Origin of the sequence: Mesorhizobium erdmanii (assembly GCF_013170725.1) — a bacterium.
GTDB lineage: Bacteria > Pseudomonadota > Alphaproteobacteria > Rhizobiales > Rhizobiaceae > Mesorhizobium > Mesorhizobium erdmanii.
The window spans coordinates 5,376,222-5,391,965 of the sequence record NZ_CP033361.1; the positions used below are offsets into that span (position 1 = coordinate 5,376,222).

15 protein-coding genes are annotated in these 15,744 nt (G+C 63.6%); 4 read left to right on the forward strand and 11 right to left on the reverse strand.

Annotated features, from left to right (window positions below):
• The first annotated feature begins 3 nt into the window (after positions 1-3).
• The 3 genes from EB233_RS26165 to EB233_RS26175 are packed head-to-tail and all read left to right on the forward strand — an operon-like array spanning position 4 to position 1,863.
• Positions 4-333 carry an L-rhamnose mutarotase gene (locus EB233_RS26165; RefSeq protein WP_064987918.1) on the forward strand — a complete coding sequence of 110 codons (330 nt, stop codon included), beginning with the start codon at positions 4-6 and terminating at the stop codon, positions 331-333.
• Complete coding sequence (locus tag EB233_RS26170; protein ID WP_064987917.1) at positions 326-1,411, forward strand: Gfo/Idh/MocA family protein; 1,086 nt, start codon at positions 326-328, stop codon at positions 1,409-1,411. The genes EB233_RS26165 and EB233_RS26170 overlap by 8 nt, the downstream gene beginning before the upstream one ends.
• Positions 1,408-1,863, forward strand: a complete 456-nt coding sequence (locus EB233_RS26175) for a MaoC/PaaZ C-terminal domain-containing protein (protein WP_064988748.1) — start codon at positions 1,408-1,410, stop codon at positions 1,861-1,863. Before EB233_RS26170 ends, EB233_RS26175 begins: the two co-directional genes overlap by 4 nt.
• Positions 1,864-1,878: 15 nt before the next feature.
• Here EB233_RS26175 and EB233_RS26180 read toward each other — a convergent pair whose 3' ends face one another.
• From EB233_RS26180 to EB233_RS26225, 10 genes are all read right to left on the reverse strand, one after another.
• The gene (locus EB233_RS26180; protein WP_064987916.1) at positions 1,879-2,676 is read right to left on the reverse strand and encodes an ABC transporter permease subunit; all 798 of its coding nucleotides are present in this window, start codon (positions 2,674-2,676) and stop codon (positions 1,879-1,881) included.
• A gap of 2 nt (positions 2,677-2,678) precedes the next feature.
• Positions 2,679-3,539, reverse strand: coding sequence for a 2-aminoethylphosphonate ABC transporter permease subunit (locus tag EB233_RS26185; protein WP_064987915.1), 861 nt, complete (start codon positions 3,537-3,539; stop codon positions 2,679-2,681).
• Positions 3,532-4,677 (reverse strand): ABC transporter ATP-binding protein, encoded by a 1,146-nt coding sequence (locus EB233_RS26190; RefSeq protein WP_064987914.1) that lies wholly within the window; start codon positions 4,675-4,677, stop codon positions 3,532-3,534. The genes EB233_RS26185 and EB233_RS26190 overlap by 8 nt, the downstream gene beginning before the upstream one ends.
• Positions 4,678-4,709: 32 nt before the next feature.
• On the reverse strand, positions 4,710-5,741 hold the full coding sequence (locus tag EB233_RS26195; RefSeq protein ID WP_064987913.1) for a 2-aminoethylphosphonate ABC transporter substrate-binding protein: 1,032 nt from the start codon (positions 5,739-5,741) through the stop codon (positions 4,710-4,712).
• Positions 5,742-5,994: 253 nt separating this feature from the next.
• Positions 5,995-7,005 (reverse strand): 2-hydroxyacid dehydrogenase, encoded by a 1,011-nt coding sequence (locus EB233_RS26200; RefSeq protein ID WP_064987912.1) that lies wholly within the window; start codon positions 7,003-7,005, stop codon positions 5,995-5,997.
• Between the two features lie 21 nt (positions 7,006-7,026).
• On the reverse strand, positions 7,027-8,373 hold the full coding sequence (gene pbfA, locus EB233_RS26205; protein ID WP_064987911.1) for a (R)-1-hydroxy-2-aminoethylphosphonate ammonia-lyase: 1,347 nt from the start codon (positions 8,371-8,373) through the stop codon (positions 7,027-7,029).
• A 64-nt stretch (positions 8,374-8,437) separates the two neighbouring features.
• On the reverse strand, positions 8,438-9,553 hold the full coding sequence (locus tag EB233_RS26210) for a TIGR03364 family FAD-dependent oxidoreductase (protein ID WP_064987910.1): 1,116 nt from the start codon (positions 9,551-9,553) through the stop codon (positions 8,438-8,440).
• Positions 9,554-9,558: 5 nt separating this feature from the next.
• Positions 9,559-11,013 carry a phosphonoacetaldehyde dehydrogenase gene (gene phnY, locus EB233_RS26215; protein WP_064987909.1) on the reverse strand — a complete coding sequence of 485 codons (1,455 nt, stop codon included), beginning with the start codon at positions 11,011-11,013 and terminating at the stop codon, positions 9,559-9,561.
• Between the two features lie 113 nt (positions 11,014-11,126).
• Positions 11,127-12,383: a phosphonoacetate hydrolase gene (phnA, locus tag EB233_RS26220; RefSeq protein WP_064987908.1), complete on the reverse strand. Its 1,257-nt coding sequence runs from the start codon at positions 12,381-12,383 to the stop codon at positions 11,127-11,129.
• A gap of 24 nt (positions 12,384-12,407) precedes the next feature.
• Entirely contained in the window at positions 12,408-13,607 is a 1,200-nt protein-coding gene (locus EB233_RS26225) for a 2-aminoethylphosphonate--pyruvate transaminase (protein WP_064987907.1), read from the reverse strand.
• 272 nt (positions 13,608-13,879) lie between these two features.
• Between EB233_RS26225 and EB233_RS26230 the strand changes: the two genes are divergently transcribed.
• On the forward strand, positions 13,880-14,749 hold the full coding sequence (locus tag EB233_RS26230) for a LysR substrate-binding domain-containing protein (RefSeq protein WP_064987906.1): 870 nt from the start codon (positions 13,880-13,882) through the stop codon (positions 14,747-14,749).
• A gap of 134 nt (positions 14,750-14,883) precedes the next feature.
• Here the strand turns inward: EB233_RS26230 and EB233_RS26235 are convergent, their stop codons facing one another.
• Positions 14,884-15,564: a GntR family transcriptional regulator gene (locus EB233_RS26235; RefSeq protein ID WP_064987905.1), complete on the reverse strand. Its 681-nt coding sequence runs from the start codon at positions 15,562-15,564 to the stop codon at positions 14,884-14,886.
• Positions 15,565-15,744: the final 180 nt, after the last annotated feature.

Here is a 15,744-nt window from a genome sequence, read left to right on the forward strand (position 1 = left end):
GATATGCGGCGGATGGGATTTGTACTGGGGCTAAAGCCGGAAAAGGTCGAGGAATATGTCCGCCTGCATGCCGCCGTCTGGCCTGACGTGCTGACCATGATTGCGGCCTGCAACATCAAGAACTACTCGATCTACCTGAAGCAGCCGGAAAACCTGCTGTTCTCCAATTTCGAATATCATGGCACCGACTATGCCGCCGACATGGCCAAAATGGCCGCTGATCCCAGGACGCAGGAGTGGTGGGCGGTCTGCATACCTTGCCAGGAGCCGCTGGCGACACGCAAGGAGGGCGAATGGTGGGCCGAGATGGACGAGGTCTTTCACCATGACTGAAGGGACTGAGGGCGGTTTCGACCCTGCCTCGCTCGTCCAGTCCTGGCCCAAACCGTCAAAGCCCCGGCCGATCGTCACCTTCGGCGCCGGCTCGATCGTCGGCGACGCGCATTTTCCCGCCTATCGCAAAGCGGGATTCCCGATTGCCGGCCTCTACGATCCGGACCAGGCCAAGGCGCAGGCCCTGGCCGGGAAATGGGGCATCACCGCGTTCCGCTCGGTGGACGAGGCCGCTGATATCAAGGATGCGATCTTCGATCTGGCCACGCCGCCCGGGCGGCATGGTGAGATCCTGAAGGCATTGCCCGATAGTGCGGTCGCACTGATCCAGAAGCCGATGGGCAACTATCTCGGCGAGGCAACCGAAATCCTGGAGATCTGCCGCGGCAAGGACCTCAAGGCAGCGGTGAATTTCCAGCTTCGCTTCGCACCAATGATGCTGGCGCTAAAGGATGCCATCGCCAAGGGCTGGCTGGGTGAGGTCGTCGACTTCGACGCCTGGCTGGCACTGGCCACACCTTGGGAATTGTGGGAATTCCTGCTCAAGGCGCCGCGCGTCGAGATCGCCATGCATTCGATCCACTATCTCGATCTGATCAGGCAATTGCTCGGCGATCCGCAAGGCGTCCACGCCAAGACACTCGGCCACCCCAACCACAAGGTGGCGCAGACGCGTACCAGCGCCATCCTCGACTATGGCGACACCGTGCGCTGCGCGCTGTCGATCAACCACGACCACAAGTTCGGGCGCCGGCACCAGGCCTGCGAGTTCCGTATCTGCGGTACCGAGGGCGCGGCCTATCTCAAGCTCGGCCTTAATCTCGACTATCCCACTGGCGAGCCGGACATTCTGGAAATCTATCCCAAGGGTGGGACGGACTGGATTGCCGTGCCTTTGGCCGGCGAATGGTTCCCCGACGCCTTCGTCGGACGCATGGCCAATGTCCAGCGCTTTGCGGCCGGAGAAGACGACAAGCTGGTCAGTTCGGTCGAGGACGCCTGGAACACCATGGCGCTCGTGGAAGCCGCTTATCGTTCAAGTGCCGCGCCAGCGACGCCGATCGCGGAAAGACCCTGATGGAACAGATCACCTATTTCGAAGACTACGAGATCGGTTCGTCACGCTTGACCAGCGGCCGCACCATCACCGAGACCGACTTCATCGTCCATGCCGGCCACACCGGCGATTTCTTCCCGCACCACATGGACGCCGAGTATATGAAGGCGACGCCGTTCGGCCAGCGCATCGCCCATGGCACGCTGGTGTTCTCGGTCGGCATCGGGCTGACGGCTGCTATCGTCAACCCCGTCGCGTTTTCATACGGTTATGACCGACTGCGCTTCATCAAGCCGGTGTTCATCGGTGACACCATCCGCACGCGCACCACCATCACGGCCAAGGAGGACGATCCCAAGCGGCCGGGTTCAGGACGGGTGATCGAGCGCTGCGAGGTAATCAACCAGCGCGGCGACGTCGTGCTCGCCGCCGACCATATCTACATAGTCGAGCGCAAGCCGGCGCAGAGCTGAAACGCAGCGCGACCCCTAAGAGCCGGTGGCACGCGCGGTGATGCGCTCCAGCCCGAGCAGCAGCACCAGCGTCGCCGCGACCAGGATCATGGTGAGCGCTGCGCCGGCAAAAATGTCGCCGCGGTCGGTGAGGCTGAAAATCGATACCGGCAGCGTCACCCAGCCCGGCGGATAGACCATGACGGTGGCGCCGAGTTCGCCCATCGATAGCGCGAAGCTCAGTCCGAAAGCGGCAACCAGATAAGGCGCCAGCAAGGGCAGCGTGACATGCCAGAGCCGGTAGGCCGGCCGCGCGCCAAGGCTCGACGCCACCTGTTCGAAGTCGGGCGAAAGCCGCGCCAGGCCGGCCGAGACATTGCCGAAGGTGAACGCCGAGATCAGCACGAAATGCGCGATCATGACCATCGCTATCGTGCCGTTGAGCAAGAGCGGCGGGTGGCTGAAGGCAACCAGCAGGCCAAGGCCGACCGACACCGAAGGCACTGCGCTGGGGATGAAGAACAGCAGACCCAGCAGGCGCTTCAAGGCGTGACCCTGGAGGCGAAGCGACAGAGCCGCCCAGGTGCCGCTGACCAGCGCCAGCGCACTGGCCAGGAAACCGGTGATCAGGCTGGCCTTGACCGCGTTCCACGCCGAGCCCCGAACCACATCGGTGTAATGCTCCGTCGTCAGGCCATTGGGCAGCACGCCGTTCCACTGGTCGGCAAGGCTGGACAGCAGGATGACAGCCAGCGGCGCCAGGAACAGCACGCCGAAGATCAGCGCGAAAAGCATCCACAGCACAATGCGACCGGGGCGCGACCAAACCAGCATCGCTAAGCCCCCAACCGGCCGGCGGCGAAACGGTAGAGGCCGAACAGTCCGAGCGACAGCGCGATGTTGACCACGGCGATGATGCAGGCGACCTGGTAAGCCGATTCCTGGATCGCCTTGCCGTAGATCAGCAGAGGCAGCGTGATGACACCCTTGGCGCCGATGAACAGCACGATGCCGAATTCGTTGACGGTGAGCAGCAGGCACAGGCTGCCGCCGGCGATGAGCGCGGGGATCGCAGCCGGCAGGATGACCTGGCGGACAATGCGGAACGGGCGCGCGCCAAGCACGCTTGCCGCTTCGATCTGGCCGCGGTCGACCAGCGAAAAGGCGGCGAGCAGCGGCCGCAAGATGAAGGGCGTGTAGACGGTGACTTCGGCCAGGACCACGCCCCAGGTCGAATAGAGGAAATCGACAGGCGGCAGCGGCAGCGAGAAGGCCTCCATCAGCCCGGTGTTGAGCATGCCGGCGGAACCGTAGAGAAAGGTGAAGGCAAGCGTCACCAGGAAGGTCGGTAGCGCGATGAAGGTGTCGATCAGCCGGGCGATGAAGCCTGAGCCGGGGAACGGCACGAAGGCAAGGATCAGCGCCAGCACAAGGCCGACGATCAGGCATCCGGCCGTCGCGGCAATCGAGATCGTCACCGTGTTGACCAGCGCGTTGAGGAAGAAGCGCGAATGCAGCACGCGAAAGATCTCGGCGGCATTGGCGACACCGCTGTCGTCGAGGAAGGCCTGCCGGGCGATGAGCGCCAGTGGATAGAAGAACAGCAGCGCCAGCAGCGCCGCCGGCGGCACGATCCAGAATTTGCCGGGTTCCCGCCTGATGGTGACCGGCGAACCGATGGCGACCGCCTCAGACACCGGCGTCTTCCGGCAGCAGCGAGGTGTCGGCAGGGGCAAAGAACAGCGTCAACTGGGCGCCGGGTTCGGGCAAGGCGATGGGCAATTTCGTTGCCGAGACGCGCACCGGCGTGCCGCCGACATCGAGCACAAGATGCGTGAGTTCACCCTGCCAGTGCACTTCCCGCAATGTGCCGACGATGCGGTTGGTATGCTCGCTTTCGGCAGTCAGGCTGAGATGCTGCGGCCGGATGCAGAGCAGGCTCCTGTCACCGGCCTTCTCGTCGAGGCCGGCGCTCGTCAGCACCGCGTCGCCATGCCTTGCCGTGGCAAAGCCCTTCGAGCCGACGGCCTCGGCAACCGTGACCGGCAGAAGGTTGGCACGGCCGAGAAACTCGGCGGTGAAGCGGTTCGGCGGGCGGCGGTAGAGTTCCGTCGTCAGGCCATGCGAACACACCCTGCCATCGCGCATGATGGCGATCTTGTCGGCAAGCGTCAGCGCCTCGGTCTGGTCGTGGGTGACATAGAGGATGGTCAGGCCCGGCAGGCTGCGGTGCAGGCGAGCGATCTCCTCGACCATGTTGCGGCGAATCTGCGCGTCGAGCGCCGACAGCGGCTCGTCGAGCAGCAGCACACGCGGTCTGACGGCAAGCGCCCGAGCAATCGCCACACGCTGCTGCTGCCCGCCCGACAGCTCGCGCGGATAGCGCCGGGCAAAAGTCGCCATGCCGACAGTGCCGAGCGCATCCTTGACCCGCTCGGCGATCAGCGCCTTTTCGGCGCCTTGCGCCCGCAGCCCAAAGGCAACGTTGTCTTCCACCCGCATGTGCGGAAACAGCGCGTAGTTCTGCACCACCATGCCGAGGCCGCGTTCGTAGGGCGGCAGATCGGTGACGTCCGTGGCGCCAATACGGATGCGGCCGCTGACCGGCCGCACGAAGCCGGCGACGGCGCGCAGAGCGGTGGTCTTGCCGGAGCCGGAGGGACCGATCATCGCCAGGATTTCACCGGGCGCGATGTCGAGCGTCAGCGGGTGCAGGACGACATGTGCGCCATAGGCGACGCTGACCTTGTCGAAGTGGACATTGGAGCCGGCGCCGCGAATTTTCGCGGCGTCGATGTCTATGACACTGGTACCAGTAAAGGCGGCGGCCGACATGGCTTGGTCCTCCGGATTTCTGCCCTCGGGTGTCAGCTCCCGGTCGCCTCGTTCCACTTCTTGACGTAGTCGGGAAGCTTGCTCAGCGCCTCGTCCCAGTTCGGCGACCAGATGGTCAGGCCCTTCATCGCCTCCTGCAGCTTGGCGAAGTTGGCGTCATCGGGTTTGACATCCTTGCGGGCGGGCATACCGAGAGCAACCGAGCTTATGGTGGACTGGGCTTCCTTGGCGAGCAGGAAGTCGATCAGCTTCTTGCCGTTGTCGGCATTGGGCGCACCGGTGACCAGGCCGATCTCATAGGGCAGCGCGAAAGTGGAGCGCACGCCGTCAGGTCCGGCCGGCCAGAACACCTTGATGTTGGGATTGTCAGCCATCTGCGACATGTTCATCTGCAGGTCGCCATTGGCGACGTGCAGTTCGCCCTTGTTGACCAGCGCGGTCAGCTTGCCCGTCGAGGCGGACGGGCCGACATTGTTGTCCTGCAGCTTCTTCATGAACTCGAAGCCGGCATCCTCACCGCCAAAGGCATGGATGACCTGCAGCATCACGGCGGTGCCGTCACCGGCCTGGCCGGGAGTAGAATACTGGATCTTGCCCTTGAACTTGGGATCAAGCAGGTCGTTGTAGCTTTTCGGCGCTTCCTTCAGCACGGCGCTGTTGTAGATGAAGTTCATGTAGTTGTTGACGACAGGCCGGTATTTGTCGGTGCCGCCGTCGATCTGGTCGGCGCCTTCCGGCTTATAGTCCTGCAGCAAGCCATCGGCGGCGGCGCGCTGGACGAAGGGCGGCAGCGTCACCAGCACGTCGGCCTGCGGGTTCGACTTTTCCTTGGCGACACGCTCGACGACGCCGCCCGAGCCGGCCTCGATATACTGCACGGTGATGCCGGTGGCCTTGGTGAAGGCGGCGAATTCGGTCTCGTACCAGCTGCCATTGCCATCATGCAGGCCGTCGGCGGAATAGATGGTCACGACGCCGCCGGCGAAGGCCGGGCCGACGAGAGCCGACGAAGCCAAGAGCGACACGGCGAAGGCCATTGCGATGCTTGCATTGCGCGATTTCATGGATCAGTTCCCCTGTGATTGAAGGCACATTCTGCGATGCACTAGGACCGACCAGCTTCGTCTCTGGCGGACGTTGAGCCGATTGGATGTCGTCGTTGTGACAACTGTGGGGATCGGTAATCGATAAGTAAAATCTATTTATTTTATGACAGACAAACTTCTTCTGATATTTGTCATGGAACTGTCGCATGCTTGTCGCGGGCGCCAACGCAATTGTGCGCAAGGCGTCTATCGGTTTGAAAAACAAAGACTATCAGCCGAAGAAGACACCCGATGCCTGCGCTCGCAAACGCGGATCATGCGAGCGGATGGTCACCGGCCGGTCCTCGAGAATCTCGAAGCAGCGCGCAAGCGTGTCGTCCCCGAGCCGGCGCATCGCTTCATGCGTGAAGAAGGTGAAATGCGGAAACAGGATCACATTGTCGCGATCGAACAGGGCGCTCATCGGATGGCCTGATCTGGCCAGCGGTTCGACCGAATAGACATCGAGCCCGGCGCCGCCAATCGCCCCGGCAACGATCGCCTCGACAAGCGCCGCCTCGTCGACGAGCGCGCCGCGCGAAACATTGATGATCATGGCGGAAGGTTTGAGGCAGGCGAGTTCGGCCTTGCCGATCAGGCCGCGCGTCCCGTCATTGAGTACACAATGGAGGGAAACGAAATCGCAGGCACGCAGCATGGCCTGCAGATCGTCGACCTTCTCGATGCCGGCGCCCTGCATCGTCGCCGCATCGACTCCGGGATCGAAGCCGAGCACCCGGGCACGAAACCCGTGGCCGGCCATGCGCGCCATGCTACGGCCGATCTTGCCGCAGCCGACGAGCCCCAGCGTGGCCCCGGAAATGTCGCGCCCGAGCCAGCGTTGCGCGGGCCAGACCCAGCCATCGCGCGACACCGCCGCGGTGATCGCCGGCAGCCGCTTGGCCAGCGATATCATCAGGGCGAAGGCGCCCTCGGCCACGGTTTCCTCGGCATAGTCGGGCACATTGACAACAGGAATGCCGCGCCGCATCGCAGCCGGGATGTCGATGGCGTCGATGCCGACACTGTATTTGACGATGCCCTTCAATCTGGGAGCCGCCTCGATCACCCGTGCGGTGATCGGCGTGTAGCACATGAGCAGAAGATCGGCATCGGCGACCGCATCGATGAGGTCGTCTTCGGAAATGCCATCCGGCAGCGTCACCAGTTCGACGCCCCTCGCCCGCAAGCCGGCATCAATTTCGGGACATTCGAGTTCCCGGTCGGTGCGCACGGCCTTCATTATCGACAACACTCCTCATGCTCAGCCCGCGAGCACCGCGGCCTCGACGATGTCCAGCGCCCGGTCGAGGTCGGCGCGCGCGATAACCAGCGGTGGCGAAAGGGTGAGCACATTGCCCTGGCTGATCTTGAAGCTCAGCCCTTGTTCGAGGCAACGGTAATAGACCTTTTCGGCGAGCGCGCGCGCCGGCGCGCGGCTGGCCTTGTCCTCGACCATCTCGACGCCGAACAGCAGTCCCCTGCCCCTGACGTCGCCAACGAAGGCCGAGCGCCGCATGAGATCGGTCATGCGTGCCATGGCATAGGCGCCGAGCTCGGCGGCGCGCTCGGCCAGTCCCTCCTCGCGCACAATGGCGATGGTGGTCAGCGCGGCGCGCGCGGTGACCGGGTTCTTCTCATGCGTGTAGTGGCCGATGGCGTAGTCGCCAGCGACGTCGAGGTCGCGCCGCGCGATCACCGAGGCGATGGGCAGGATGCCCCCACCCAGCGACTTGCCGAGCACGATCATGTCGGGCGTGACGCCGTCATGCTCGGACGCAAAGAACTTTCCGGTCTTGCCAAGGCCGGTCGGTATCTCGTCGAAGATCAGCAGTGTGCCGTGGCGGTCGCAGGCCTCGCGCACCGCCTTCCAGAAACCGGGCGCCGGCACCAGCGGCGTCGCCCGCATCGGTTCGGCGATGAAGGCAGCAAAATCACCTTCGCGGCCGAGCACGTAGGAGATCATGCTGGCGCAGGCGCGGGCAGACTCCTCCAGCGAAGTGGTGCCATAGGGGCAGTTGTGCGGCGCCCACGGCGCGACATGCTCGGCGCCAGGCAGAAGCGGCCCGGCAATGCCCGACCGGAAGGTCGCCTCGCCGCCGACGCTCGACGCGCCAAAGCCGGCACCATGGAAAGCATCCCAGAAGGACAGCGTCTTGAAGCGGCCGGTGGCCGCACGCGCCAGCTTCAGCGCCACCTCGATCGCATCGGACCCGCCGGTGGTGAACAGCACCTTGCCGAGATTTCCCGGCGCCAGCTCGCCGAGCGTCTCGGCGAGCTCCACCGCCGGCTCGCAGGCGAAGCGGCGCGGCGCGAAGGGCAAGGCGTCCATCTGCGCGCGGATCGCTTCCTTCAGGCGCGGATGGCCGTAGCCAATGTGGTGCACGCTGTTGCCATGGAAATCCATGTAGCGCCGCCCGGCGGTATCCTCGATCCAGATGCCTTCGGCCTTGGCGATGGCCGAGACACACGGGCTGGACAGGCTCTGGTGCAGGAAGGCGGCGGCATCGCGCGCAAGCAGGCGACGCGTTGGCGCGTCATCCTGTTTTGCCGTCCAGGCGCCGCGCGCGGCGGAACTGTTCGATTCACCTTCGGTATGGACGAGGGTCATTGTTCCTCACACGTATTGTCGCGCCTTTGCCGGTGCAGCGAAGCCTTGCACCACGCCAAACCAATCATCCAAACAGCTCCGCGATGGTCTCCTCGCCAATGGCGAAACCGGTACTGGCACCCGTGCCGCTGGTGACTATTACGAGCCGCACATCGTCATGCGGGGCGTCGCGGATCATCGCAGGGCCCGCCGACGCATAGGTTCCCGTCCAACGCGCGACCACCTCCGGCGCCTTGCCGCCGAACAAGGTCTTGAATTCATCGAGGATAAGGTGGTCTACCGCGTCCGACCCGAATGGATCGAGCGTCATGCCGTAGTGATGGGAATCGCCGATGACGAGAGAGCCGTCGGCGCTTTGCACGACGATCAGATGGACGCCGTTTTCCAGCGCCGCGCCGCACTGTTCGGTCAATCTTTTCCGCAATGCGCCGGCCTCCGGCAGGCAGGAGAAGCCGCCGTATCGCAGCAGGCTGAGATCGGAGGTCAGCGCCGAGCGAAACCGGTGTCCGGGGTCGGCAAGCCGCAGCATCTGAAGCTTGCAGCGCCTGATACCATATTGGCCCATCCGCTCGGGATAGAGCGAGGCAAAATCATCACCGGGGCAGACCACGATCTTTTCGGCATACAGACGACCCGAACTGGTCTCGACGACCGGCGCGGCGATCGATGTCACCGAAATGCCGTTGCGAAATTCGACGCCGTGCATTTCGGCCAGGAACGACGTCAGCCTGGGCAGAACCTCACGCGATTCGACCCGCAATTCGAATGGACTGTAGAGCCCGCCGACAAGCGCCTTCTCATCCAGGCCATCCAGATGTGCGGCCGCTTCGCGTGCCGTCAGCAGCTTGCAGTCCTGGCCATCCTGTCCGGACCTGAAGGCCTCCAGCAGAGCCAGCGCTTCCGGGCGCTGCGCGGCGACGAGCTTGCCGCGCTGCAGAATTTCCAACCCTGCCTCGCCGGCGAGGTCGAGCCAGACCTGCCGGCTGCGTTCGGCGCGCCGGCGCGACAGGCCAGAATCCTGCCCGGTGACGACGACAAGGCCGAAATTGCGGATCGAGGCGCCATTCGCCTTCTGGTCGCGGTCGACGACAACGACGCGCAGCCCGCGCCGCACCGCCGCCAGCGCATGCGCCAGCCCGACGATGCCTGAGCCGACGACGGCGAGATCGTAGCCGTCCATCGAGCCTACCACGGCAGCGAAAAAGTCTTGACGTTGGTGTAGCTCTTCATCGCCTCGATGACGCCTTCCTTGTAGCCATTGCCGCTGTCCTTGATGCCGCCGAAAGGCGACATCTCGATGCGGTAGCCCGGCACTTCCCAGATGTTGACCGTGCCAACCTCGAGGCCGGCGATGTATTTCTGCATGCGAGGAAACGAGTTGGTGCAGACGCCCGACGAAAGTCCGAAGGCGGTCGAGTTGGATAGCTTGATCAACGCCTCGTCATCATCGGGAGCGCGCACGATCGGGATGATCGGCCCAAACGTTTCTTCCATGACCAGCTCGGAGGTGTGCGGCACGCGATCGACGACGATCGGCGGCAGCAGCGCACCCTGGCGGCCGGGGTTGTAGAGGATGTCGGCGCCTTGTTCGGCGGCCATGTGAACGCGGGCTTCGAAGAGTGCGGCCGCCTTCTCGTGCACGACGGTGCCGAGGTCGGTCGAGCGGTCCATCGGGTCGCCGAAGCGGATCTTCTTCGCCCGCTCAAGCACCAACGGCACGAAACGGTCGGCGACGCTTTCCTGGACCAGGATGCGCTTGACCGCCGTGCAGCGCTGGCCGGAGTTTTTCGTCGCTCCGGCCACCGCCAGGTCAGCTGCCCTTGCCAGATCCTCGTCCGACAAATCGTTGAGGATGATCAGGGGATCATTGCCGCCGAGTTCCAGCACCTGGCGCTTGTAGCCGGCGGTGCGGGCGATCATCTTGCCGACGGGAACACCGCCGGTGAAGGTGATCAGGTCGATGTTCTCGTTGGTGATCATCTCGTTGCCGATATCGGCCGGCCAGCCGGTCACCACCGACAGCATTTCCGGCGGCAGGCCGGCCTCGTAGAGGATGTCGGCCAGAAGCAGCGCCGTCATCGGCGTCAGTTCGGTCGGCTTGACTACCACGCAATTGTTGGTGGCGATCGCCGGCGCCACCTTGTGCGAGACCATGTTGAGCGGATGGTTGAACGGCGTAATCGCCGAGATCGCCTTCAGCGGCTCGCGGATGGTGAAGATCTTGCGCGCCTTGCCGTGCGGGGTGAGATCGCAGGAGAATATCTGGCCGTCATCTTGGATGCACATCTGCGCCGACAGCGTGAACACGTCATAGGCGCGGCCGACCTCATAGAGCGAATCCGTCTTGGAGATGCCGAGTTCCAGCGTGATGAGATCGGATATCTCCTCCCGGCGCGAGGCCAGCGCCTCTGCGGTGCGGAACAGGATCTGCTGGCGCTCGTAACGGGTCAGCTTCGACTTGTAACCGGCAGCGATCTCGAAGGCTCGTCGCGCATGCTCGGCGCGACCGGCGGGCACGGTGCCGATAACGGTGTCGTTCCAGGGGTAGCGCACCTCGACGACGCCATCGGCATCGACCTTCTTGCCGGCGATACGCATCGGCTCGTGGCGAACTTTGATGGAAGGGTCGAGTTGGGTCATGTCAGTGTTTCCGATGCTCAGCGAGCAACATTGATCTCTTGTCGGCGGGCCATCGCGTGTCGGCCAGCACCATCATGAATGCCTACACACCTTGCTGACACCCAACTCAACCCTCACGCCAGCGCAGCCGCCATCGTCGCGTAGTAGAAGGCGTCGAAATTGCGCAGCGTGGGTTCGTTCGGCAGGTCCGGCAGCACGCGATTGACGATGAACGGCACCTCCTGCTCGGTCAGCCCGCCATGCGAGCGCAGCGGTTCGTTCAGCGCCGCCAGATCGTGGCGATGCTCCGAGGTGCCGATCGTCTTGTTTTCGGTGGAGATCAGCACGATGTCGCCGATGCGGTCGGCCGGCAGTTCGAAACGCTCGCAGGCGGTCGGGCTATCGACAACCAGCATGATGCCGTCGATCTTCGCCAGCCGTGCCATGATGCCGGCCTGGTCGGCGCCGTCAGGCAGATAGGCGGTGGCGAATGAGCCCAGCGCCCCGTGATGCACGACATAGGGGTCGGTGATCGGCAGGATGACCCTGGCCGCGTCCTTGCCCAGCCATTCGTCGAGCAGGTCCTGAACGTAGACCACGTCGGGCGAACCATCCGCCTTGTGCTTGGGCTTCATGCCGTGGTCGGCGGTGACAACGATCGCCGCGCCCAGCGCATCGAGCTCGGTCAAGTACTTGTCGAACATCTCGTAGAAGGCGTTGGCCTGGGGCACGCCCGGCGCGTATTTGTGCTGCACATAGTCCGTCGTCGTCAGGTACATGATGTCGGGGCGGAATTCCCTGAGCAGCTGGACGCCGGCGGCGAAGACGAATTCCGACAATTCGGCCGAATAGACCTCCGGCACCGGCAGGCCGAAATGCTTCGAGGCGTTGTCGATGCCATGCTGGGCTAGAGTCGTGGTATCGGACTTTTCGGCCGAGAAGCACAGCGCGCGGCCTTCGTCGAAGGCGAGCCCCTTGCCGAGCAGCGCGCGCAGCTTGTCCTTGGCGGTGACCACGGCGACCTTGGCGCCGGCATCATAGAAGGCCTGGAAAATGGTCGGCGCGCGCAGGAAGCGCGGGTCGTTCATCATCACTTCCTTGCCGGTCTCGCGCTCGTAGAGATAGTTGCCGCAAATGCCATGCACTGAAGGCGGGCGACCGGTGGCGATCGACAGATTGTTGGGGTTGGTGAAGCTCGGGATGACCGAGTGCGCAAAGCGCACCGTGCCCTTCTGCTTGATCCTGACCAAGGCCGGCATCAGCCCGGCCTTGATCGCTTCGTCGAGATAGGCCGGCTCGCAGCCGTCCAGGCAGATGGCGATCGCCGGCACACGCGGCCAGGCGTAGGTGCGGCCGTTGACGGCGACGTTGATGGGAGACATCTGATTCATCGAAAATCCTCGAAATCTGCCGCCTCAGGCGGCAAGTTTGGCGCGTTCGGCGATTGCCGCGGCGGGCGGAGCGGCGGTGTCGACGCCCATTTCACGGAGCGAGAGAGCCGCCGCCTCGACGACGCGGCGCATGACATGTTCGTCCATCTGGCCGATGCAGCCGACCCGGAAACTATCAACCACGGTCAGTTTGCCCGGATAGATGATGAAGCCCTTGTCCTTCATCAGCTCGTAGAAGCGATCGAAGGCGAAGTTGGGATGGGCCGGGTTGAAGAAGGTGACGATGATCGGCGACAGCCAGCGGTCTTTCAGCAGCGTCTCGAAGCCAAGCTCGCGCATGCCGGCCACCATGACGTCGCGGTTCCTTGTGTAGCGAGCGCCGCGGCCGGCGACGCCGCCCTCGGCCTCATGCTGGCGCAACGCTTCGAGGAAGGCGGCAACGACATGCGTCGGCGGCGTGTAGCGCCACTGGCCTGATTTGTTCATGTGCGCCCACTGCGCATGGACGTCGAGCGACAGCGAGTGGCTGCGGCCCTTGGCGGCTTCGAGTTCGGTCTTGCGGGCGATGATGAAGCCGAAGCCCGGCACGCCCTCGATGCATTTGTTGGCGGAGGAAACCATCGCCTCGTAACGGATTTCGTTGACGTCGAGCGCGATGGCGCCGAAGGCGCTCATGGAATCGACCAGCAGCTTGCGGCCCTTGGCATGGACGGCCTCGGCAATCTCGGCGACCGGATTCAAAATGCCGGAACTGGTCTCGCAATGGATAGCGATGACATGGGTGATGGCCGGATCGGCATCGAGAGCGGCCGCCACCTCGTCGCCGCGCGGCGGTAGGTAGTCGCCCTTGTCGATCAGCGTGTAGGCGCGGCCGAGATACTGCATGGTCTGCGCGGCGCGCAGGCCGTATGCGCCATTGGCCAGCACCAGCACCTTGCCGTCCCCGGGCACGAAGGAACCGAGCATCGCCTCGACGCAGAACGAGCCCGAGCCTTGCATCGGCACGCAGTCGAATTCGCCTTTCGCGTCCCCGGTCAGCGCCAGCAGCCGGCGCCGCATGTCGGCGGTCATGGCACGGAAGTCGCCATCCCAGGACCCCCAGTCCCGCAGCATCGCCTGCTTGACCGAATAGGCCGTGGTGAGCGGACCCGGCGTCAGCAAATAGGGCTCGCCCAGTGCCGGCTTGGCCAGCGGCTCCGCGGCAAATTTCGTTTCGGCGAGCATGGTGTCCTCCGACAGATCACTGCTTTTTGATGTGGCCTTATTCTTGGCCTGAACGACATATTTGTAAAATCGTTATTTTGTATCGAAGTATCGATTTTTGCGATAGTGGCACGAGCCAGGTGATACAAATTGCATCGCGGTCATGACACGGCTGTGAAGCCGGATAAATTCGCTTTTTGACCATAAGCCAAATCGTTTGTCTCGGCCTTCTGGAAATCTGGGCTTATGGTAGATTGCCACACGATTCCGGATTATCTCGACGGTGAAAAAGAATGCGCTACGTTCAGCTGCGAGCCTTCCATCAGGTGGCGATCTCAGGCGGTTTTTCTCGGGCCGCGGAAGCACTGTTCCTGACCCAGCCGGCCATATCGGACCAGGTGCGCAAGCTCGAGGAAGAGTATGATGTGCTGCTGTTCAACCGCAACAAGAAGCAGGTCACGCTGACCCATTCGGGCCAGAAGCTGCTCGAGATAACCCACCGCATGTTCGATACCGAACAGCAGGCGCTCGAGTTGCTGACCGAGTCGCGCGCACTGCGTTCCGGCACGCTGCGCATCGTCGCCGATGCGGCGCACCACCTGCTGCACATCCTCGGCAGCTTCCGGGCGCGCTACCCCGGCGTCCAGGTCTCGGTGCGCTCCGGCAACACCGAAACGGTGATCAGCAGCCTCTACAGCTATGATGCCGACATCGGCGTCCTGGGCGAAATCCCGGCCGGGCGAGATTTCGAAGTGCTGAAGCTGAACTCGACGCCGATCATCGCCTTCACCTCCATCGACCATCCGCTGTCGGGAAAAAAGTCGGTGACGCTGAAGCAACTGGCGCAGGAACCGCTGGTCATGCGCGAGCGCGGCTCGAAGACGCGCCAAAAGCTGGAGGACCTGGCGGCGGCGTCGAAGGTCGAACTCAGGCCAGCAATCGAAGCCGAGGGGCGGGAGGCGGTGCGCGAGATCGTCGCCTCGGGCGCCGGCATCGGCTTTGTCTCGGCGGCCGAATTCGGCCAGGATTCGCGTCTGGTGCCGATCACCATCGACGCCCCTGAAACCCTTATGGACGAAGCGCTGATCTGCCTGCGCGAGCGAAGCGGCGGCAAGCTGGTGCGTGCCTTTCTCGACATGGCGCGCTCTATGTCGCCGGATTAAGCGGCGACAGCAATCTCGGCTACCTCGGCCTTCCGTGCCGTCGACGGCTTCGCCTCGACCAGCGCGCCACAGCCGATGAAACCATCAGACATTAGCGTGACCTTTCGGGGTCGGTTTCGGTTTGCCTGCTAGGGCTAGGGCTTTCGCGACATGCCGCCATCCTCAATCGCATTGACGAGCGTCGCGCTGCCTTCGCGCAGATGCTGCCGCAGAACGTTTACGGCCTTTCTGCCGTCGCGCTGACGGCAGGCGGCCAGCAGGTCCCGATGCTCGCTCTGCGAGCGGGTGCGATGGTCGAGATTCGACAAGAGGATGCGGACATAGCGGTCAGCCGCGTTGTGGTGGGCGTCGATCAGGCCGAGCAGACGGTGGTTGCCACAGGCATCATAGAGCGAGAGATGAAAGACCTTGTTCAAGGCCCCCCAGCGGCCGACATTGCGCTCCGCGTCGATCTGGTCGAGTGCCTGTTCGGCCTCATCGAGCTTGGCATCCGATATGGCCGGAATGGAGAGGCGGAGCGCCTCGCATTCTAGCAGTTCACGCACCGCGTAGATTTCGCCGATCTCGGCGCCGTCCATCCGGGTGACATGCGCGCCCTTGGTCGGATGGATGGACACGATGCCCTCGGCTTCCAGCTGGCGAAGCGCGTCGCGAATCGGCATGCGGCTGAAGCCGAACTCTTCGGCCAGTTCGTCCTGGCGCAAAGCCGTGCCGGCCTTCAGCGTCCCGCTAGCTATGGCCTCGCGCAGAACGTTGGCGACCTGCTCGGCAACCGTCTTCGGCTTCTCGATCGGGCTTTCCGCAAATCCGCGCAATCGATGCTCCCCTCACGCGGCGTCCAGCGTAATGGAAAACCAATTGGGATATAAGTATCCTCGTGTACGAGTTCTGGCCCGGGCCGCTGCGGACCAGCGAGCGTTAACGACGGGATGTCCGAAGCCCGAGCCGATACTTTCTTGTCGGGTATCTCTGCAATGCGCTTCCCCGTTGGAGGC